This window comes from Cytobacillus kochii, assembly GCF_020171845.1.
In the GTDB taxonomy this organism is placed as follows: Bacteria; Bacillota; Bacilli; order Bacillales; family Cytobacillaceae; genus Cytobacillus; species Cytobacillus kochii.
Map to the genome: position 1 here is coordinate 127,346 of NZ_JAIVAM010000004.1, position 20,579 is coordinate 147,924.

17 protein-coding genes are annotated in these 20,579 nt (G+C 38.4%); all 17 read left to right on the forward strand.

The annotated features are described in order from the left end of the window. Position 1: 1 nt before the first annotated feature. The 17 genes from LCM23_RS07135 to LCM23_RS07215 all read left to right on the forward strand — a co-directional run bounded on the left by LCM23_RS07135 (position 2) and on the right by LCM23_RS07215 (position 20,425). Positions 2-1,006 (forward strand): branched-chain amino acid ABC transporter permease, encoded by a 1,005-nt coding sequence (locus LCM23_RS07135; RefSeq protein ID WP_224936311.1) that lies wholly within the window; start codon positions 2-4, stop codon positions 1,004-1,006. Continuing rightward, positions 993-1,754: an ABC transporter ATP-binding protein gene (locus LCM23_RS07140; RefSeq protein WP_224936312.1), complete on the forward strand. Its 762-nt coding sequence runs from the start codon at positions 993-995 to the stop codon at positions 1,752-1,754. Before LCM23_RS07135 ends, LCM23_RS07140 begins: the two co-directional genes overlap by 14 nt. Continuing rightward, entirely contained in the window at positions 1,747-2,454 is a 708-nt protein-coding gene (locus tag LCM23_RS07145; RefSeq protein ID WP_224936313.1) for an ABC transporter ATP-binding protein, read from the forward strand. Before LCM23_RS07140 ends, LCM23_RS07145 begins: the two co-directional genes overlap by 8 nt. 27 nt (positions 2,455-2,481) lie before the next feature. After that, positions 2,482-3,642 carry an ABC transporter substrate-binding protein gene (locus LCM23_RS07150; RefSeq protein WP_224936314.1) on the forward strand — a complete coding sequence of 387 codons (1,161 nt, stop codon included), beginning with the start codon at positions 2,482-2,484 and terminating at the stop codon, positions 3,640-3,642. A gap of 106 nt (positions 3,643-3,748) precedes the next feature. Beyond that, positions 3,749-4,756, forward strand: coding sequence for an NADP-dependent oxidoreductase (locus tag LCM23_RS07155; protein WP_224936315.1), 1,008 nt, complete (start codon positions 3,749-3,751; stop codon positions 4,754-4,756). 157 nt (positions 4,757-4,913) lie between these two features. Further along, positions 4,914-5,645 carry a YwaF family protein gene (locus LCM23_RS07160; RefSeq protein WP_224936316.1) on the forward strand — a complete coding sequence of 244 codons (732 nt, stop codon included), beginning with the start codon at positions 4,914-4,916 and terminating at the stop codon, positions 5,643-5,645. 245 nt (positions 5,646-5,890) lie between these two features. After that, complete coding sequence (locus LCM23_RS07165; protein WP_224936643.1) at positions 5,891-6,838, forward strand: C40 family peptidase; 948 nt, start codon at positions 5,891-5,893, stop codon at positions 6,836-6,838. A 181-nt stretch (positions 6,839-7,019) separates the two neighbouring features. After that, entirely contained in the window at positions 7,020-8,174 is a 1,155-nt protein-coding gene (locus LCM23_RS07170) for an acyl-CoA dehydrogenase family protein (protein ID WP_224936317.1), read from the forward strand. Continuing rightward, entirely contained in the window at positions 8,171-9,253 is a 1,083-nt protein-coding gene (locus LCM23_RS07175; RefSeq protein WP_224936318.1) for an acyl-CoA dehydrogenase family protein, read from the forward strand. Before LCM23_RS07170 ends, LCM23_RS07175 begins: the two co-directional genes overlap by 4 nt. 13 nt (positions 9,254-9,266) lie before the next feature. Next, a complete protein-coding gene (locus LCM23_RS07180; protein WP_224936319.1) occupies positions 9,267-10,073 on the forward strand; it encodes an enoyl-CoA hydratase/isomerase family protein in 807 nt (268 codons plus the stop codon). Positions 10,074-10,098: 25 nt separating this feature from the next. Continuing rightward, entirely contained in the window at positions 10,099-11,286 is a 1,188-nt protein-coding gene (locus tag LCM23_RS07185) for a CaiB/BaiF CoA transferase family protein (RefSeq protein ID WP_224936320.1), read from the forward strand. Positions 11,287-11,657: 371 nt separating this feature from the next. Then, the gene (gene kdpA, locus LCM23_RS07190; protein ID WP_224936321.1) at positions 11,658-13,472 is read left to right on the forward strand and encodes a potassium-transporting ATPase subunit KdpA; all 1,815 of its coding nucleotides are present in this window, start codon (positions 11,658-11,660) and stop codon (positions 13,470-13,472) included. A 32-nt stretch (positions 13,473-13,504) separates the two neighbouring features. Next, the gene (gene kdpB / locus LCM23_RS07195; RefSeq protein WP_263624161.1) at positions 13,505-15,562 is read left to right on the forward strand and encodes a potassium-transporting ATPase subunit KdpB; all 2,058 of its coding nucleotides are present in this window, start codon (positions 13,505-13,507) and stop codon (positions 15,560-15,562) included. Between the two features lie 18 nt (positions 15,563-15,580). Next, positions 15,581-16,162: a potassium-transporting ATPase subunit C gene (locus tag LCM23_RS07200; protein ID WP_224936322.1), complete on the forward strand. Its 582-nt coding sequence runs from the start codon at positions 15,581-15,583 to the stop codon at positions 16,160-16,162. A gap of 79 nt (positions 16,163-16,241) precedes the next feature. Then, complete coding sequence (locus LCM23_RS07205; protein ID WP_224936323.1) at positions 16,242-18,923, forward strand: sensor histidine kinase; 2,682 nt, start codon at positions 16,242-16,244, stop codon at positions 18,921-18,923. Continuing rightward, positions 18,920-19,618 carry a response regulator gene (locus LCM23_RS07210; protein WP_224936324.1) on the forward strand — a complete coding sequence of 233 codons (699 nt, stop codon included), beginning with the start codon at positions 18,920-18,922 and terminating at the stop codon, positions 19,616-19,618. Before LCM23_RS07205 ends, LCM23_RS07210 begins: the two co-directional genes overlap by 4 nt. Positions 19,619-19,651: 33 nt before the next feature. Next, positions 19,652-20,425, forward strand: a complete 774-nt coding sequence (locus LCM23_RS07215) for a sporulation protein (RefSeq protein ID WP_224936325.1) — start codon at positions 19,652-19,654, stop codon at positions 20,423-20,425. Positions 20,426-20,579 lie beyond the last annotated feature (154 nt).

A 20,579-nucleotide genomic window follows, 5' to 3' on the forward strand; every position in this document is an offset into this window, starting at 1 on the left:
AATGAATGTTCTAACAAACAAGAAAGTAATTATATCTTTGCTCATCGTTCTCGGAATCGTTTTCCCTTTCATTATCCCGAATCTTTATTATCTTCATATTATGACTTTGGCTTTTATTTGGACCATCGCAGTTTATGGCTTGAATTTACTTGCGGGTTATACAGGTTACTTATCTTTAGCTCATGGTGGTTTCTTTGCAATTGGGGCGTATGTTATCGGCATTCTTACCGTTAAACTTGAGATGGGTTTTTGGTTAAGCTTTTTGTTAGCTCCATTGGTAACGATGTTCATTGGGTTAATCATCGGGCTGTTTGCCTTAAGAACGAAAGAACACTTCTTTGCTATATACACCCTTTGTGTAGGCTATATTATTTACCTAGTGATTGATAAGTGGGAAGGTCTAACTGGTGGCGTAAGAGGTCTAATTGGTATCCCTTTGCCAGAGGCAATCGGTCCAATCACTTTTCAATCGCCAACAGCTCAATATTATTTAGCGTTTTTCATTTTTCTTCTCGTTGTGGCTGTCATTTATCGTATCGTGCATTCCCTAACTGGGAGAACATTTATCGCTATTCGTAATAGTGAAGATTTAGCGTTATCACTTGGTATTTCAACTAAACGTAATAAACTTCTTGCCTTTGTACTTTCAACTTTTTTTGCTGGTTTGGCAGGAGCGATGTATGCAGGTTTTATCCGTTTCATCGGTCCAGAAATAGCTTATACAACGATCACATTTGATTTGCTTACTTATATGATTGTTGGTGGAATTGGTACATTTGCTGGTCCGATTGTAGGGACATTTCTTATCGTAATCATTTCGCAAAATCTACAATTCTTACAAGATTATCGGATGCTCATATTTGGTCCATTACTGACATTACTCATCATCTTTTCTCCTAGAGGAATTGTTGGGTTTATTCAAATGCAGTTGTATCAAAGAAAACGGAAAAAACAAGAATCTCTTGCTTACAAAAACAGGGAGGAGGAGACAAATGCTGGAGGTTAAAGGCTTAACGAAGCGTTTTGGTGGAAATGTAGCAGTGAAGTCAGTGGATTATTCCGTACAACAAGGGAAGATCAACGCCATCATTGGCCCTAATGGTGCGGGGAAAAGTACATTCTTTAACTTGATTACAGGTGTGCACGAACCGACCGAAGGAACGATTATCTATAAAAATGAAGAGATTACTAGACAACCAGCGAATGTGATAGCAAAGCTAGGTGTGGCAAGGACATTTCAAAGTACACACTTATTTGAAATGTCGACGGTGAAAGACAATGTAATCGTCGGCCATCGCTTGCGAACGAAATCGAATCTGTTTGATAGTATCTTTCGGACGAGAAGACTAAAAGAAGAAGAACAACAATGTATCGCCAAAGCAGAGGAATCTTTAGATTTCGTTGGCTTATCACATGTAAGTGATCAACTAGTAACAAATATTTCTCAAGAAGAGAAGAAACGTGTTGCTTTCGCATTAGCACTTGCTACTGATCCTGAGATCGTTTTTCTCGATGAACCAACAGCTGGGGTCAATCCTGATGAAACAGATGAAATGGCAAAATTAATCCAAAAAATGGCGGATAAAGGCTTAACGATTTGTCTTATTGAGCATAAGATGCCGATGATTATGCAGTTGGCGCATCATATTATGGTGTTGAACTATGGAGAAAAGATTGCGGAAGGAACACCAGCAGAGATTCAAAAAAATGAAGAGGTCATCAAAGCCTATTTAGGAGGGACGGTGAGTGCTTAAAATAGATGGGGTTTCTGCTAAATATGGAAAATATTTAAGTATTAAAGATATTAATATTGATGTGGTGGAAGGCGAGATTGTTGTTTTATTAGGGGCGAATGGAGCAGGGAAAAGCACGACTTTCAAAACAATTAGTGGTCTATTAAAAGCAACTTCAGGCAAGATACTTTTTAACGATGTACCTATTCATCAAACGGCACCTGAAAAGATTGTACAAATGGGGATTGTCCAATGTGCCGAAGACCGTAAATTGTTTCCTTATATGAACGTAGAACAAAATCTAATGATGGGTGGTTATATTCATCGTAAGCGTAAAGCGCAATTGAAACAATCATTAAATGATGTGTTCGAGCTTTTTCCGATTCTTTACGAGAAAAGAAATGAAGCAGCAGGTTTACTAAGTGGTGGACAACAGCAAATGCTTGCAATCGGCAGAGCTTATATGGCTAAACCGAAGTTAATGTTACTTGATGAACCTTCCATTGGGCTAGCACCACTTATTGTTGAACAAATGTTTGAAAGCATTAAAAATATTAATCAAGAAGGAACAACCATTCTTTTAGCAGAACAAAATGCATTTGCAGCGTTAAGTATTGCGAAGAAAGGTTATGTGTTTGAAAATGGGCAGATTGCATTGCAAGGGACTGCGGATGAGCTTTTATCAAACCAAGAGGTAAGAAAGGCTTATATTGGTGCATAAGTAATAATCATTAAGGGGGAGAGTTTTATGAAAAAGCGGAAATGGTTAAGTGTTTTAGTCGTATTCACTATCTTTTTTCTTTCAGCTTGTGCACAATCAAGTGGTGGCAATGGTGAGAAAGTTGTCAATATTGGTTATAGTGGTCCATTGAGTGGTGCTGCTGCTTATTATGGTGAAAATACATTAAATGGTTTGAAGATGGCAGTAGAGGATATTAATAAAGAAGGTTTTGAAGTAAATGGTGATAAATACAAACTGAATGTTGTTGCCTTGGATGATAAATATTTACCTAATGAAACAGCATCAAATGGAAAGCGCTTAGTTCAAGAAAACCAAACACCAATTATATTCTCGCCACATAGCGGTGGCATCTCAGCGTTACAAGTATTTAACGAAGTGGATAATTTCATCGTATCAGCCTATTCGAGTGAACCAGATATTGTTGAGCGTGGGAATACATTAACTGTTAGAATACCGCCGAGCTATGAAGGATATATTGAGCCATTCTCCGATTATGCGATGGATAATTTCGGAAAAAAATTAGCAGCTATTCCACCTGTTACGCAATATGGAAAAGATTGGGCTGAAGCGATTATTCCATACTGGGAAAGTGCAGGAGGAGAAGTGGTTCATAAAGCTTCAGTTGATTACTCAAAAGATACCGACTTTTTTACTCTTTTAACGAATGCATTAAAAGAAGAGCCAGATGTCCTCTTCATTGGTGGACCTTCAGAACCTACTGCTAAAATCGTATCACAGGCAAGACAGCTTGGATATGACGGAGGTTTTATCGTGATGGACCAAGCGAAATTGGATGAAATGAAAAATGTGACAGGTTCATATGATGTATTAGAAGGAGCAATAGGTGTTGTTCCGCTTATATATACAGAATATTCTGGAACAAAGGCTTTTATTGATAAGTATCGTGAAAAGCATGACAAAGACCCAGGTTCTGAAGCAGGGTATCACTATTTAGCAATGTATGTATTTGTAGAGGCAATGAAAGCAGCGGGATCTGTTGATGATGCTAAGCTTATACGGGAACATATAGAAGATGGATTAACTAATTTACCAGATGATAAAAAAGTATATGATTTGAAACATATTGAAGAAAATGGGGCAATCGAAAACTTTATCAGAATGGGTGTAATTAAAGACGGTGAGTTTGAAGAAGTAGATGTAGAATAAAAAGTGGACGTCTGTGAGTGAAGAAAATTCACAGACGTCCTATCTTTTGTTTTACCTTAATTGATAAGGGTATAGAGAAGTAGAAAGTATAAAATGGAGGGATAAAATGGGTAATCGAAGTATTCTACTAGTCGAAAGACCAAACGGAATGCCAAGTGATAAAAATTTTGAATTAGTAGAGAGTGGAGAGGTTCCTCGTTTAAATGCAGGGGAGGTATTAATACAAACCATTTACCTTTCTGTTGATCCATATATGAGAGGCAGGATGAGTGGGCGAAAATCATATATTGAGCCATTTGCATTAAATGAAGTGTTATCTGGTGGAATTGTAGGTCAAGTAATTGAATCAAAGGATGGTAATTTTAAAGAGGGTGACTATGTGGAAGGGCGGCTTGGCTGGTCTGATTATAATGTAGCTAAAAGTCATCAAATACGTAAATTAGATCCTTCTATAGCTCCTATATCAACTGCATTAGGTATTGTGGGAATGCCAGGGTTAACAGCTTATTTTGGATTATTAGATATAGGTGAGCCTAAAGAGGGAGAGACGGTTGTGGTCTCTGGAGCAGCAGGTGCCGTTGGTTCAACGGTTGGGCAAATAGCAAAATTAAAAGGCTGTAAAGTGATTGGAATCGCTGGAACGGAAGAAAAATGCCAATATTTAAAAGATGAGCTACATTTTGATGAAGTCATCAATTATAAAACTGATAATATAAAGGAAAAGGTTAAAGAATATACACCCGATGGCGTCGATATTTACTTTGATAATGTAGGTGGAGAAATTTCCGATGAAGTAATAAAAAGAATTAATTACAAAGCAAGGATTATTCTTTGTGGACAAATCTCCTCCTATAATGCGACAGAAGTAGAGCACGGCCCGAGAATACAAGGGTTATTGGTACAAAAAAGTGCATTAATGAAGGGATTCATTGTTGGTGATTATGCAGATAATCACGAAGAAGGATTGAAGCAACTTGGAGAATGGGTTAATTCAGGAAAGCTTCAATATCGGGAAAATATTGTGGAAGGTTTAGAAAATGCTCCTCATGCATTTATTGGCTTATTTAAGGGGGATAATTTAGGTAAACAACTGGTTAAAGTGAGTGAAGATTAACATGACCTAACTATAAGGACATGATATTGGAGAAGAATAAATAACGTGTCTATGGCATGATTTGTTCTTCTCCATATCATTGTGAATGGTTGCTGCTGCTACAATCTTTGTAATAGAACAATAAGGGACAATTAGATACATAGATTGGAGGAATGTTATGCAACTATTTGAGCCAAATCATAGCAACTACTCCTTTGAGATATTTTCTACTTCACACCTTGTAATGGTGGTCCTTTTTTTATTAGGATCCTTCTTCTTATATTTCAAGAGAAAAAGGTTAGCCGGACATAAAACGATGTTAAGAGTAATATTTTCATTCCTCTTACTCGTTTTAGAAGGAAGTTATCACTATTGGTTATGGATAGGTGGAAAGTGGGATGTATCATTTGCTTTGCCTCTTCACTTATGCTCGATTAGTGTGCTGCTTTGTTTGCTATTACTTATTTTACAAAAACGTTTGTTCTTTCAATTAACTTATTATATTGGTATTGCGGGAGCGACCATGGCTATCTTGACGCCAGAATTGTTTTTCGGATACCCTCATTTTCGTTATTTTCAATTTTTCTTTATCCATATGATCATCGTATGGACAGCTCTACTTTATATATTTACCTTCAAGTACTCTCCATCAAGTAAAGGGGTTGTAAATGCGTTTATTTCACTTAATATATTTGCAATTATAGCGGCTGTTATTAACTATGTTACGGGTGGAAATTATATGTTTCTTTCCCGAAAACCAGCGACGGGTTCTGTGCTCGACTTTTTTGGACCCTATCCTTATTACATTTTTGTTCTTGAAGCTGTAGCAGTATTGTTATTTGTACTTATGTATCTCCCATTTAAGAATAGGAGGAAAGACCCTCTAGAGAAAAGAAAAACAATTAGTTGATTACATCGGCCCATTTTTCCATAGGTGTCACAAAATGGACAAATAAAATGCAACTATTTTCTTTTGTGTTACATTTTATTTTAGTGATAAAGAACTGTTTATTGTGGATGATATTGGAAGTTTAGTATGTATTTTCTTTTAAACTGTCATTATATTACATATAAACCATGTTTTTCACGGTTTGTTTTTCATCGTATGACCACTATCATGAATGAGATAATGATAGATTAGGAGTGTACAAAGTGATGAAAAAACAACTCGTGTCAATAGCAGCGGCTACTACTCTTTTTGCGGCAACATATGCAGAAGTTGGAGCAGCGCAAACACATACAGTGCAATCAGGTGATACTTTATGGAAATTGTCTAATACATATAATCTTTCCATCAATCAATTAATGGAATGGAATCAGTTAAAGAGTTCTACAATTGTTGTTGGTCAAAAGCTGAAGGTTAATGGGACAGAACAAACAAGTACCTATACTGTCAAAAGTGGAGACTCACTTTGGAAAATTGCACAACAACATGGCATCTCTGTCATTGATTTAAAAAACATCAATGGGCTGAGTTCCGATAGGATATATCCAGGTCAGAAATTAAAGCTAAAGGTGAGTTCAGGGGGAGCACCTTCAACCCCTAATACAAACCAATCAACTTATACAGTGCAATCAGGTGATAGTCTCTGGTTAATTGCCTCAAAACATCAGTTATCAGTAGCGCAGTTAAAAAATATAAATAACTTAACAACGGATGTGATCCGTCCAGGTCAGGTTTTAAAAGTGAGTTCATCTAACTCCTCGGCTGGTGGAAATCAAACTAGTAATAACCAACAGTCACAGGTAAATCAATTAATAAAAGAAGCGAAAAAACATATCGGTGTTCCTTATACTTGGGGAGGGAATTCACCATCTTCAGGGTTTGACTGTAGTGGATTTCTAAAATATGTTTTTAATCAAATTGGTGTTTCCATTCCACGAACAGTGGAAACGATTTGGCAAGCGACTACATCTGTTTCATCTCCACAACCAGGTGATATTGTTTTCTTTGAAACGTATAAAAAAGGACCATCACATGCCGGTATTTATTTAGGCAACAATCAATTTATTCATGCTGGAACAAGCACAGGTGTAACAATTGCAGATATGTCTTCAAGTTATTGGAAACCGAAATATTTGGGTGCAAAGACGGCATTATAGTCATTGGATTTAAAAGAGCATTTGGGAGACAGTTCCTAGATGCTCTTTTTTAGGTTTAAAACACTGAATTACTCAATAAATATTCTAAATATTTAAAATTGACAAAAAAGAATATTTTAAATAAAATATTATATATAGATATATAGTATCGAATACCGATAAAATGAGAGGGTGAAAAGTATTGGTTAAATTAGAAGTGCCAACTGTTCAATTGACATCTGATCAGCAGTCATTTAGAAATGAAGTCCGTACATTTTTAAGAGAAGAAATACAATCCGGGCATTTTACACCTGCATGTGATTCATGGCTAAGTGGAGAATCATCTACTTTTTCGAAAAAGCTAGGTGATAAAGGTTGGATTGGAATGACATGGCCGCAGGCATATGGTGGAAGTGAAAAGAGCGCCATTGAAAGGTATATTTTAACAGAGGAATTGCTTGTAGCAGGTGCACCCGTTGCTGCTCATTGGTTTGCTGATAGACAAACGGGGCCATTGCTTCTTAAATATGGGACGGAAAATCAAAAAAAGACTTTTTTACCGCAAATCACAAAAGGTGAATGCTTCTTTGCTATAGGTTTAAGTGAACCGAATGCTGGCTCTGATTTAGCTGCTATCAAAACCCGAGCAGTACGAACGGATGGTGGCTGGCTACTCACTGGTTCAAAGATATGGTCAAGTGGTGCTCATATCGCTCACTATATGGTCGTGCTATGTCGTACATCACCAGAAGATGGAGAAAATCGCCATGATGGTATGAGTCAGTTAATTGTTGATTTACATGTTAACGGTGTGACCATTCGCCCAATCACTTTTTTAACAGGTGAGCATCATTTTAATGAGGTATTTTTTGAAAACGTTTTCGTTCCAGATGAACAAGTGGTCGGTCAAGTCGGGAATGGTTGGAAACAAGGAATGGCAGAACTTGCTTATGAAAGAAGCGGACCAGAGAGAATACTCAGTACATACCCATTATTTTCAGGTGTAATTGATGAACTAAAAAGGATAAATGATCGAGAAGGATTAACAGAAATGCTCTCGCTCCTTCCAGAGCTATGGAGCATTAGAAATTTATCTATTGGTGTGGCAAAGTATCTTGACGAGGGGAAGGATGTTTCATTTATTGCCTCACTTGTTAAAGATAGAGGAACAACTTTTGAAACAAAAGTGGCAGAGACGGTGAGGCTAGTATTGTCTAAACACCCTGATTTATTAAATAGTAGGCCTATCGTTGAGCTGTATACACAATCTATTTTGCATGGACCAGGTTTCACTCTAAGAGGGGGAACAACGGAAATCTTACGAGGAATGATTGCCAAAGGGGTTGTATCAGAATGAGTGAAATAAAAGAGTATATTTATGATTCGGCCAGTAAATTTTTGAAGAAACAATCTACACAGGACTTACTTGAAAAGGGACAAAAGGGGTTATTTGATGATGAGTTATGGGCATCCTTAAATGACATGGGTCTAACAGGAGTAAATATACCGGAAGCATATGGGGGAGTTGGCGGAGATTATGAAGATGGTTTTACAGTTATTAGATTAGTTGGTCAATACCCAATTCCTCTACCTTTACCTGAAACTTTAATTAGTAAATGGATTCTGTCACAGTACGGGATAAAGATCCATCATGATCAACCGTTATCTTTCTATTTTAATGAACAAAAACCTTTGGAAGTTAGGAAACATAACGGCAACTATATTATAAGCGGAGAGGCTTTGAACGTACCTTGGGGAAGGGTAGCAAAAGAAATCGTTGCCCTCGCCAAATGTCAAAACGAGTGGATGATGGTCCTCGTACCAGTAAACGAGTCCAAGATACATGAAGAGGTGAATCTAGCCGGTGAACCACGTGATTCCTTGATTTTTCATGACATTCATATTGGAGGTTCAGCCATCAAAATAATAGAAGATTGTGAGAGTAAGAAAATAGTAGAGCAACTGTATGCATTGGCTAAAGCGGCGATGCTTGCTGGCATTAGTGAACGAGTAGTACAGGAGTGCCTGTCTTATGCAAGTGAGCGTAAACAGTTTGGCAGGAATTTATATCGCTTTCAAGCGGTGCAGCAACATATCTCACTTCTAGTAGGAGAAACCGCTGCTTGCTTAGCTGCTGTTAATAATGCAGTGGAAATGCTTCAGGGTAGTAATGATTCGTTGTTTATCTTGTTGACGAAGATAAAGGTGAGTTCCGTTGCAGGTGATATTGCGATGACCGCTCATCAGCTCCATGGAGCCATTGGGATGACATATGAACATACGCTGCATCATTTAACAAAACGGTTATGGTCGTGGCGTGATGAAGCTGGAGATGAACGCTATTGGCAAGGGGAATTAAGCACATATATAGCACACAGTCCAGCCACTATTTGGTCACTATTAGTGGATAATCACGAAGTTAAATCCATTTTATAAGGAGGTAAAGAGAATGTCTGATTTACATTTTGAGGTAAGAGACGGAATTGCACAAATTATATTAAACCGCCCAGATGCAATGAATGCGTTTAGTGAGGAAATGCTAGATTTATGGATTGACGCACTACAGACTGTGCGAGATTCTAATGATATACGTGTTGTGATTGTTAAAGGAAATGGAAAAGGCTTTTGTGCTGGTGGGGATATGAAAGAAATGAGTGCAGGCAGGGGATTTTATCGCTCTGATGAAGATCGTGTAACCACTGGTCTTGCAAGAAAAAATTCTCTATGGAAAAAGGTACAACGAATTCCTTTATTATTGGAAGAGATTGATCAACCTGTTATTGCACAAATTAATGGAGCGGCATTTGGGGCAGGTCTTGATATGGCATTAATGTGTGATATCCGCATTGCCGCAGAAGGTGCGAAGCTATCCGAAAGTTATACAAAAGTCGGCTTAGTTCCTGGGGATGGTGCTGCTTATTTTCTTCCGAGAATAGTTGGTATAGACAAAGCTTTAGATATGCTTTGGACAGCGAAAGTATTGACGGCTAGTGAGGCGAAAGAAATGGGATTGGTCACATTTGTAATTGCTGATGATGAGCTGGAAGGTTTTACAGAGAACTATGCCAAAAAATTAGCAAATGGACCACAAACGGCCATTCGCTTCATTAAAAGAGCTGTCTATCAAAATCAAACAATGAGCCTAAGGTCATCATTAGATATGATTTCTTCGTTTATGGCAATCACAACCGAATTAGAAGATCATCGTGAAGGAGTAAAAGCGGTAACAGAGAAGAGAAAACCGAAATTTCAATGAATAGATGTGAAGGGGGGAGGTAGTCGTGGATAGAGCCTTGGATGGAATTAGAGTATTGGATTTATCAAGAGTTTACGCTGCACCGGCTGGTTCAATGATATTAGCTGATTTAGGTGCCGATGTAATTAGAATAGAATCACCTATGGGTACTGATAGCATGCGAGATTGGGGACCATTTATGAATGGTCACAGCAGCTATTATTTTACAGTCAATCGGAATAAACGTTCTATTACTCTTAATTTAAAATCTCATGAAGGATTAACTATTTTTAAGCAGTTAGTAGCGAAAGCTGATATCGTCCTTGAAAACTTTAAAACAGGGACATTGAAAAAGCTTGGTATTGATTATGAAGATTTAAAGAAAATCAATAAGGGCATCATACTTTGTTCTGTGACAGGTTATGGGCAAACGGGGCCGTTAAAGTCAGAACCAGGTTTTGATCCTGTTATTCAGGCGATGAGCGGATTAATGGATGTGACCGGCCAACCAGATGGTGAGGCAACAAAAGTAGGAATACCGATTGCGGATATTCTCACTTCTAAATACGTCGCTATAGGTCTTTTAGCCGCATTAAGAATGAGGGATAAGACGGGCATCGGCCAGCATATCGACTTGTCTTTATTAGATGTGCAAATGAGTGATATGGCGAATATTTCCAGTGGATATATTAACACTGGAATGGAATCCAAACGTTTAGGAAATCAACATAATAATGTAGTTCCGTATCAAGTTTTTGATTGCCAAGACCAACCGCTCATGATATGTGTGGGCAATAACCATTTATTTCATCAATTATCCAAGCTATTAGAAAAACCTGAATGGAACAATGATGAGCGATTTTTAACAAATGAAAAACGATTAGAAAATAAAGAAGTATTGGTTCCACTTATAGCAGAAAAATTAAAAACACAACCAGCAGAAAATTGGTTAGAGCAGTTTTCTCAATACGGCATCCCTGCTGGAAAGGTGAACACGATTAAGCAAGCCTTAGCCCATCCGCAAGTGCTTGCAAGAGAAACAGTAGAAACAATGGCACACCCGGTGATAGGAGAAGTAAAAATGATGAAAAGTCCTCTTCGCTTCTCGGGGTTAAATATTAGGACTGATCTTGCACCGCCATTACTAGGAGAACATACAGATGTTTACTTGCATGAACAGTTGGGCATGGATGAGGAAAGTATTGCAAAACTGCGAAAGCAAGGCATTATATAGATGAAACGATAGCGGTGATGTCAGGGAAACTGGGACAAAACTGTGCTAACTCAAGGATTAATCCGAATGTTTAGGTGTATCTAACATCTAATCATTCGGATTTTTTGTTTGATTTTCTTTTTCCTAACCCCTTAGTTAGAAAAAACATTGTACTCCTCCCCTTGTAAGCAAGCTTACACGAGAATATCATTCACTCTCTTTATACTTTCTTAATACAAACCGCTCTGACCTTAACACTACCCTAATATCGTATTTGTTATTTTTTATTAAGAGGGAGTTTTGAAAATGAATGTTGTCAATATGTGTTTAGGTTTAGTGGGATGTACGTGTATCGTTTATTATTTTTATATTTTATTAAGAGGAGATAAACAATGAGTGCAATGGTCATCGAATATGGATTGTATGTGGGCATACTTGTTTTACTCGCTATGCCATTGGGAGTATACATAGGTAAAGTGATGAACGGAGAAAGGGTATTCCTTTCACTGGTCATCACGCCTATTGAAAGGTTAATATATAGATTTTTAAAAGTCAGTGCGACAGCGCAGTCAAGTTGGAAACAATACGCCAAGGATGCTATTGCACTTAGTGCATGTGGCTTTGTTGTCTTATTTCTCATTCAAATCAGTCAAAATATACTACCGGTAAACCCGGAGAATAAAGAGGCTGTAAGCTGGGATTTAGCGTTAAATACGGCGATTAGTTTTATCACTAACACAAACTGGCAAGCATATAGCGGCGAGGCGACGATGAGTTATTTTACTCAAGCGCTTGGATTGACGGTACAAAATTTCATTTCTGCTGGCATGGGTATCGCTGTCTTGTTCGTGATTATTAGAGGCCTATCACACCGTAAGGATAAAGATCAAGGCTTAGGAAATTTCTGGGTCGACATGACAAGGATTCACTTGTATATTCTCTTGCCGTTATCTTTAGTGATCGCTTGTCTGCTCGTCTCGCAAGGGGTCGTGCAAACATTCCAAGCGTCAACGTCTGGAGCGCTTATTGAACCGTTTGCTGTTGATGGTGATGGTGAAGTAATTGCCAATGGATCCATTCTCGATGACAGAGTAACGGTAAACAGTGACGTAGTGGAAGAGGCGACCATTATCAAAGAACAGCTGATTCCGCTTGGTCCTGCAGCAAGCCAAATTGCCATTAAACAATTAGGAACAAACGGTGGCGGCTTTTTCGGGGTGAATTCTGCTCATCCATTTGAGAATCCAACGAGCGTCTCTAATTTTATCCAAATGTTATCGATTTTGCTTATTCCGGTTGCATTAGTTTTTACATTTGGCAGAAACATTCGTGATAAAAAGCAAGGTTATGCGATTTTTGCTAGCATGTTCATACTACTCATTCTTTTCTTAAGTGCATCTGCAATCAATGAACATTTAGCGACTCCACAGTTGGAACAAGATGGTGCCGTTTTAACAGCGGTTACGTTAGATCAAAGTGGAGGAAATATGGAAGGGAAAGAAGCGCGGTTCGGAATTGTTTCCTCAGTTGTATGGTCCGTATTTACAACAGCTGCTTCGAACGGATCGGTCAATTCCATGCTTGATAGTTATACACCTTTAGGTGGAATGATTCCGATGATCCTCATTCAACTAGGAGAAGTGATTTTCGGCGGTGTTGGTTCTGGCTTATACGGTATGATCGGTTTTATTATTGTTACCGTTTTTATCGCTGGGTTGATGGTTGGACGCACACCAGAATATTTAGGGAAGAAAATCTCTCCATTTGAAATGAAAATGGCTGTTCTGATTTGTTTGGCAACGCCCATCTCTATTCTTGCGAGCAGTGGATTTGCCGCTCTGATACCGAGTGTTCATTACAGCCTTAATAATGGTGGTGCACATGGGTTTTCTGAATTTCTTTATGCCTTCACTTCAGCAGGCGGGAATAACGGATCAGCGTTTGCAGGGTTTTCGGCAGATACAACTTTTTTAAATATAACGCTCGGTGTGACAATGTTATTGGCTCGTTATCTACCAATGATCGCGATTCTAGCGATTGCTGGCAGTATGGTAGAGAAGAAAAAAGTGGCCGTTTCATCTGGTACGTTATCGACTAGCAGTCCGTTATTTATCTTCATGGTAATCCTGATTGTTATTTTAATGGGGGCATTAAGTTTTCTACCTGCATTGGCCCTTGGCCCGATAGCAGAGTTTCTCTCAATGTGAAAAAACACTATACATGAATAAGGAGTAGAAGGATGAAAAGTGAACATACAATGGAAAAAAGGATCATGGCAATTGCCATAGTTGATGCTGTGAAAAAACTTCACCCAAAGGTGCAAAAAGAAAACCCGGTCATGTTACTTGTTTATATATCCGCTATATTAGTGACCGGTTTATACGTGATCTCTTATTTCGGACTAAAAGATGCACCATCAGGCTATACATTGTTTATTAGTATCGTTCTCTGGTTTACAGTACTTTTTGCCAATTTTGCAGAAGCGATTGCAGAAGGTAGAGGAAAAGCACAAGCAGATTCATTGCGCTCGTCAAAAAAACAAGTCAATGCCAATAAAATTCCTTCGATAGAAAAGGCGAACGAGATTCAAGTTATCCCTTCTACGCGATTAAAGAAAGGTGATTTAGTAATTGTCAGAGCTGGTGAAATGATTCCTCTTGACGGTGAAGTAATAGAGGGTGTCGCTTCTGTCGATGAAAGTGCGATTACAGGTGAGTCTGCACCAGTGATCAGAGAAAGTGGCGGTGATAGAAGTGCCGTTACAGGCAGTACTTCAGTTATTTCTGATCATATCATTATTCGCGTTACGAGTGAACCTGGAAAGGGATTCTTAGATCAAATGATTGCGATGGTTGAAGGAGCAAATCGGCAAAAAACACCGAATGAAAAAGCGTTAGAAATCTTTCTTGTAGCGTTAACACTTGTGTTTATTCTTGTCACAATGTCACTTTACACGTATACGCATTTTATCGCAGCAGATCAAGGGATCAATAATCCTGTTTCTGTCACTACAATGGTTGCTTTATTAGTTTGTTTGGCACCGACAACGATTGGCGCCTTATTATCGGCCATTGGTATTGCTGGGATGAGTCGCTTAAATCGAGTGAATGTATTGGCGATGAGCGGGAGAGCGATTGAAGCAGCTGGAGATGTAGATATCCTCATGCTTGATAAAACAGGAACGATTACTTTCGGTAACAGACAAGCGGACGATTTCATTCCAGTTGATGGCGTACAATCATATGAATTGGCTGAAGCAGCGCAACTTTCTTCCTTGGCTGATGAAACGCCCGAAGGAAGGAGTATTGTGATCCTTGCCAAAACAAAACATCAAATAAGAACAGAGCATATCGACACGAGTAAAATTAATTTTATTCCCTTTTCTGCAAAAACCAGAATGAGTGGCGTGAGTATGGAAGGAATAGAGATTAGAAAAGGGGCAGCTGAAGCGATTAAAGCGTATGTGGTAAAAAACGTTGGCACATTTAGTAGAGAGTGCGGGGAAGTGGTCGAAAAAATAGCTAATAAAGGTGGGACACCGTTAGTTGTAGCTAAAGGCAACCAAGTGCTCGGTGTAATCTATCTTAAAGATATCGTCAAAGAAGGCGTGAAGGAAAAATTTGCTGACCTAAGAAAAATGGGCGTAAAAACCATTATGATTACCGGCGATAACCCCAAAACAGCAGCAGCCATTGCAGCTGAAGCAGGTGTGGATGATTTTTTAGCAGAGGCAACGCCCGAAGCAAAGTTAGAACTGATTAGAGAATATCAGCAAAAAGGCCATCTTGTCGCCATGACTGGAGATGGTACAAATGATGCACCAGCACTTGCACAAGCAGACGTCGCGGTTGCAATGAATACGGGAACACAAGCAGCAAAAGAAGCGGGGAATATGGTCGATTTAGATTCTTCACCAACGAAGCTTATTCATATTGTACAAATTGGTAAGCAATTGTTAATGACACGAGGTAGTTTAACAACATTCAGTATGGCCAATGATTTAGCGAAATACTTTGCCATTGTACCTGCGTTGTTTTTAGGGCTATATCCGCAATTATCGGTGTTAAATATCATGGGGCTACATAGCCCAGAAACAGCTGTTCTTTCGGCGATTATCTTTAATGCGCTTGTCATTATCTTTTTAATCCCACTTGCTCTAAAAGGAGTGAAATATCGTGAAGTTTCATCACAACGGCTCCTTTCAAGCAATTTGTTCGTTTATGGACTTGGTGGCATTGTCACACCGTTTATTTGTATTAAAGTAATTGACATCATCTTAAGTAGTATTTGGTATTAATTGGAGGAGTGTAGTAAAATGAAAAAAAGTTTAAGAGCTTTGATGTTTCTTTTCATCTTTACAATTGTCTGTGGTGTGATCTATACGGCAACAGTAACAGCTTATGCACAATTATTTTTTGATGAGGAAGCGAATGGTAGTTTACTAGAAAATGAACAGTCTAGTCGTTTATTAGCACAATTTAATCAAGATGAAAAATATTTGTGGGGGAGAATAATGATTGTCGATAGTAGCACCTATCAAGATGAGGAAGGTAATCCACTAGCTTACGGTGTAGCATCCAACCTCAGTCCTGCAAGTGATGAATATGAAGCCATTGTTGTTGAGAGGGTTGATTACATTCAATCACATCATCCAACAAAAAGCGAGGAACCCATACCGGTTGATCTCGTGACTGTTTCAGGTAGTGGGCTTGATCCAAGTATTTCGATTGCTGCTGCCAACTATCAATTGGACCGGTTAGCAACGGAAAATCAACTTTCAAAAGAAGAAGTACAAGCGCTATTTGACCGTCATACGACAAAACCGTTTCTGTCAGTATTTGGTGAAGCGACAGTCAATGTGACAGCAATAAACGCAGAGTTACAAAAGCGGAAGTAGGATTTACCTGTAGAAAAAGGCTGCTGGAGTTGAACACATACTCTAGTGCCTTTTTTCGATAAAATTGAGGTGTTTGCTAATGAAACGAGCCAAGCCAGAGGATTATTTACATATGATACAACATCATGATGAAAAGCAAGATAGAGGAAAGTTGAAAATATTTTTTGGGTATGCAGCTGGCGTCGGTAAAACTTATGCGATGTTACAAGCAGCCCATGATGCCAAACGAAAAGGTGTGGATGTCGTATGTGGTTATATTGAGCCGCATGCTAGGGAAGAAACATTAGCTTTACTAGAAGGGTTGGAAAAGATTCCTCCACTAGAAAGCAATCATAACGGTTTAAAAGTATACGATTTCGATTTGGACGGTGCTTTAGAGAGAAAGCCCGCACTTATTCTTGTCGATGAGCTAGCCCATACGAATGTAGAGAAAGCCCGCCATACGAAAAGATATCAAGATATTAATGAACTACTTGCTGCAGGGATTAATGTTTACACAACGGTCAATGTCCAGCATATTGAAAGTTTGATTGATATTGTCACGATGATTACAGGTGTTACTATCCGAGAAACTTTACCTGATTCTGTATTTGATGAAGCGGATCAAGTAGAGATGGTAGATATCGAACCAGATGAATTGATTCAAAGAATGCAAGACGGGAAGATCTATCGTCCCCCTCATGTAAATAGAGCACTAGCTCATTTTTTTACAAAAGGGAACTTAACAGCCCTTAGAGAGTTGTCATTGCGGCGAACAGCTAATCGTGTAAAAAAGCATGCTGAAAAATCAACGGTTAATGAACAACAGTATTATGCGGATGAAACGATTCTCGTCTGTCTGTCAACGTCTCCTTCAAATGCAAGAATTATTCGCACAGCAGCGAGATTATCAGCGGCATTTAAAGGGGAGCTGATTGCTCTTTATATTGAAACATCTCGCGACAGGCAATATGCAAATGAGGACCGTGAAAGATTAATACAAAATATTCGTTTAGCAGAACAACTGGGTGCTAAAGTAGAAACAGTTTATGGGGAGGATATTCCTCATCAAATTGCTGAATATGCAAAAGTTGCTGGTGTATCAAAAATTGTAATTGGTCGAAGCCAGTCAAAAAAACGACTTTTCAAAGCGGGCCCTTCCTTTACGGAGAGAGTAACGGTGCTTGCGCCAGATATAGATGTATACATTATTCCTGATCATGAGCAATTTATGAAACGTTTTACGGCACAAAGAAAGAAAGAGAAACTCACGTTTTCATGGCGAGAGTGCGCCCTTACAATTTTCATGCTTATTGTGGCAACAATTGTGGGGTATATATGCCAAAGAATGGGTTTCAGTGAGGCTAATATTATTACTTGCTATATCCTCGGCGTATTGATAACGGCCGTTTACACAAGTCATCGTTTGTATAGTCTTGCTTCCTCTATATTTGCTGTTTTGTTGTTTAACTTTTTTTTCACTAACCCGACATTTACATTTATGGCTTATGATAATGGCTATCCAGTGACTTTTCTGTTTATGTTACTTGCTTCATTCATTATTAGTACGGTAACAACAAGGCTTAACCAGCAGACGAAAAAAGCAGTTCTAACAGCTAGCCGGACAAAGATCCTGTTAGATGCAAATCAGCGATTACAGCAAAGTAATACTCGTGAAGAAATTATCCAAACAACCGGACAACAATTGCTAAAATTATTGCAGAAAGACATCGCTATTTATCCAGTTAGCGAATCAGGCTTATTAAAGCCATTGCCATTTTTAATGAACAATCAAGAAAGGCAATTATTTTTAGAAGAGAAAGAAGTAGCTGTCGCCCATTGGGTGTACAAAAATAATAAACGGGCAGGCGCATCAACGCAAACTTTGCAGGGAGCTAAATGTCTCCATATGGCCATCAGAAGTAAGAATGTTGTCTATGCTGTTGTCGCCATTTCACTCAGAGGACAGCGATTAGATCCTTTCGCTGCCAATCTGCTTATTTCCGTTCTTGGTGAAACGGGAATGGCATTGGAGAAAGAGTTATATAGTAGAAAAAGAGAAGAGGCAGCGATCGAAGCGCAAAATGAGCATTTACGAGCAGATTTATTGCGCTCCATCTCTCATGACCTTCGCACACCTTTAACAACCATTTCAGGCCATGCTGATTTTCTCTCAAAAAATGAACATTTATTAGAAAGTGATAAAAGAAAAGCACTATACAAAGATATATACAATGATTCGATTTGGCTTATTAATTTAGTCGAAAATCTACTTTCGATTACGAGAATGGAAGACGGTCACCTACATTTGCAGTTGGTGGAAGAATGTGTGGACGATATCATTGAAGAAACATTGAATCATATGTATGGAAATAACATCCATGAAAGGGTATGCTATCATGCTCACTCCACTTTATTATTTGCTAAAATGGATGCGAGACTGATGATTCAAGTTGTCACCAATTTAGTAGATAATGCGCTTAAGTATTCCCCGATAGATACTACCATTGATATTAGGACGATTAAAAACGGAAGTAATGTAGTTGTGGAAGTTCTCGATCAGGGTTTTGGTATAGAGGAAAGTGAAAAAGAGAAGGTGTTTGATATGTTTTATACCGCAAATCGTACGTCAGGCGATCAAAGGAGAGGGCTTGGCATTGGGTTAGCCCTTTGTCATGCGATTATTACTGCCCACGATGGAACAATGAGCATAAAAGATAATAACCCAAGTGGTAGCATCTTTCGTTTCACTTTACCACTGTCAGGAGAAGAGAAAATATGAATCAAAACCAGCTCTCGATTCTAGTAGTCGAAGATGATTTGCCTATTCAACAGTTAATTGCTACAACATTAGCAGCCTATCATTATGTGTTTTGTTGTGTAACAGATGGGCAGCAAGCCATCTTGAAAGCTGCCACTATCAATCCAGATATTATACTCCTTGATTTAGGTTTACCGGATATAGATGGTGTAGAAGTAATCGAGAAAATTCGCACATGGTCTGCTGTCCCAATTATTGTCATCAGTGCCCGTAGTGAAATGAATGAAAAAATAATGGCGTTAGATAGAGGCGCAGATGATTATTTAACTAAGCCATTTTCCGTGGAAGAATTATTGGCTAGGATACGTGTGGTGACAAGAAGGCTCAGTATGATTCAGACAGAAATACCGTCATCACATTTTACAAATGACGAGCTAACGATTGATTTTAGCTCATCCTGTGTCTATGTATCAGGAAAGGAAATTCATCTCACACCAATCGAGTATAAATTAATTTGTTTATTAGCGAAGCATGCTGGTAAAGTATTGACCCACCATTTTATTTTGAAAGAAGTATGGGGGAGTCATATTCAAAGTGATGTTGCTTCATTACGCGTTTTTATGGCAACGTTAAGACGAAAGGTGGAACCGGGAGCAGCAAGATCTAAATTTATCCAAACGCATGTAGGTATTGGTTATCGCATGTTAAAATATTAAAGAGGTAAATAATAATATGAAGGATGGGATTAAATGAGTTTATTTTCCAAAGTGTTAGCGAGTGTAGGTATTGGAGCTACGAAAGTGGATACAAAACTTTCAAAAGAGTCTTTTATGCAAGGAGAGCAAATAAACGGTATAGTCGAGGTGAGAGGAGGGAAAATAGATCAACAGATTGAACATTTATATATAGAAGTATGCTGTAAATATGATGTCGAAAATGATGATAATGGGGTAAGCACACAAACAGCAGTTCTATGTCGTCAATTGATTACACAAAATATAACCGTTTTAGAAGGTGAAGAAAAAGAAGTGCCTTTTTCTTTTCAATTACCTTATGATACACCGATGACTTACGGAAAAACAAAGGTTTGGTTACAGACTTCAGGAGATATTAAGAACGCAATGGATCCTAACGACACAGACTTTATAAAGGTTGAGCCTAATCAATTATCTTCTTCCATTTTACATAGCATGGAGGATATTGGATTTAGGTTAAGAGAAGTAGTATGCGAGGAAGTACCTAGAAGATTAAGAGATAAATATCCGTTTGCTCAAGAGTGGGAATTTGTTCCTGCTAGTGGAGAGTTTCGAGGACGGTTGGATGAAATAGAATTAATCTTCATGAAGCAAAACGAAAGTAATGTGGAATTACTCATTGAAGTCGACCGTCGAGCAAGAGATTTTGGCTCCTTTCTTTCAGAACTTATGGAAACAGATGAGACGAAATTAAGAGTCTATTTGTCTGTAAATGATATCCCTCAAATGGAAGCGAAACTTACAGAGCTCATTCGTAAATATGCTTAAAATGTAACAATAACTAATGGTTGTATGCTGGAAGTAAGTAAAATAATAGCCTAATAGAAGCTTAACAAGTCAATGATTTTAGCTATTATGTTTGTTTATGTATGTGATTTTATGCGAACATATCAGAGGATAATCTTCATTGGATATGTTCGCA

What these genes read in the sequence shown, in the direction of transcription:
- kdpB (WP_263624161.1), top strand. Translation starts at nt 13,505, where the DNA reads ATGAAAAGTGAACATACAATGGAAAAAAGGATCATGGCAATTGCCATA.
- LCM23_RS07215 (WP_224936325.1), top strand. Translation starts at nt 19,652, where the DNA reads ATGAGTTTATTTTCCAAAGTGTTAGCGAGTGTAGGTATTGGAGCTACG.
- kdpA (WP_224936321.1), top strand. Translation starts at nt 11,658, where the DNA reads ATGAGTGCAATGGTCATCGAATATGGATTGTATGTGGGCATACTTGTT.
- LCM23_RS07180 (WP_224936319.1), top strand. Translation starts at nt 9,267, where the DNA reads ATGTCTGATTTACATTTTGAGGTAAGAGACGGAATTGCACAAATTATA.
- LCM23_RS07140 (WP_224936312.1), top strand. Translation starts at nt 993, where the DNA reads ATGCTGGAGGTTAAAGGCTTAACGAAGCGTTTTGGTGGAAATGTAGCA.
- LCM23_RS07175 (WP_224936318.1), top strand. Translation starts at nt 8,171, where the DNA reads ATGAGTGAAATAAAAGAGTATATTTATGATTCGGCCAGTAAATTTTTG.
- LCM23_RS07200 (WP_224936322.1), top strand. Translation starts at nt 15,581, where the DNA reads ATGAAAAAAAGTTTAAGAGCTTTGATGTTTCTTTTCATCTTTACAATT.
- LCM23_RS07155 (WP_224936315.1), top strand. Translation starts at nt 3,749, where the DNA reads ATGGGTAATCGAAGTATTCTACTAGTCGAAAGACCAAACGGAATGCCA.
- LCM23_RS07205 (WP_224936323.1), top strand. Translation starts at nt 16,242, where the DNA reads ATGAAACGAGCCAAGCCAGAGGATTATTTACATATGATACAACATCAT.
- LCM23_RS07150 (WP_224936314.1), top strand. Translation starts at nt 2,482, where the DNA reads ATGAAAAAGCGGAAATGGTTAAGTGTTTTAGTCGTATTCACTATCTTT.
- LCM23_RS07165 (WP_224936643.1), top strand. Translation starts at nt 5,891, where the DNA reads ATGAAAAAACAACTCGTGTCAATAGCAGCGGCTACTACTCTTTTTGCG.
- LCM23_RS07210 (WP_224936324.1), top strand. Translation starts at nt 18,920, where the DNA reads ATGAATCAAAACCAGCTCTCGATTCTAGTAGTCGAAGATGATTTGCCT.
- LCM23_RS07135 (WP_224936311.1), top strand. Translation starts at nt 2, where the DNA reads ATGAATGTTCTAACAAACAAGAAAGTAATTATATCTTTGCTCATCGTT.
- LCM23_RS07160 (WP_224936316.1), top strand. Translation starts at nt 4,914, where the DNA reads ATGCAACTATTTGAGCCAAATCATAGCAACTACTCCTTTGAGATATTT.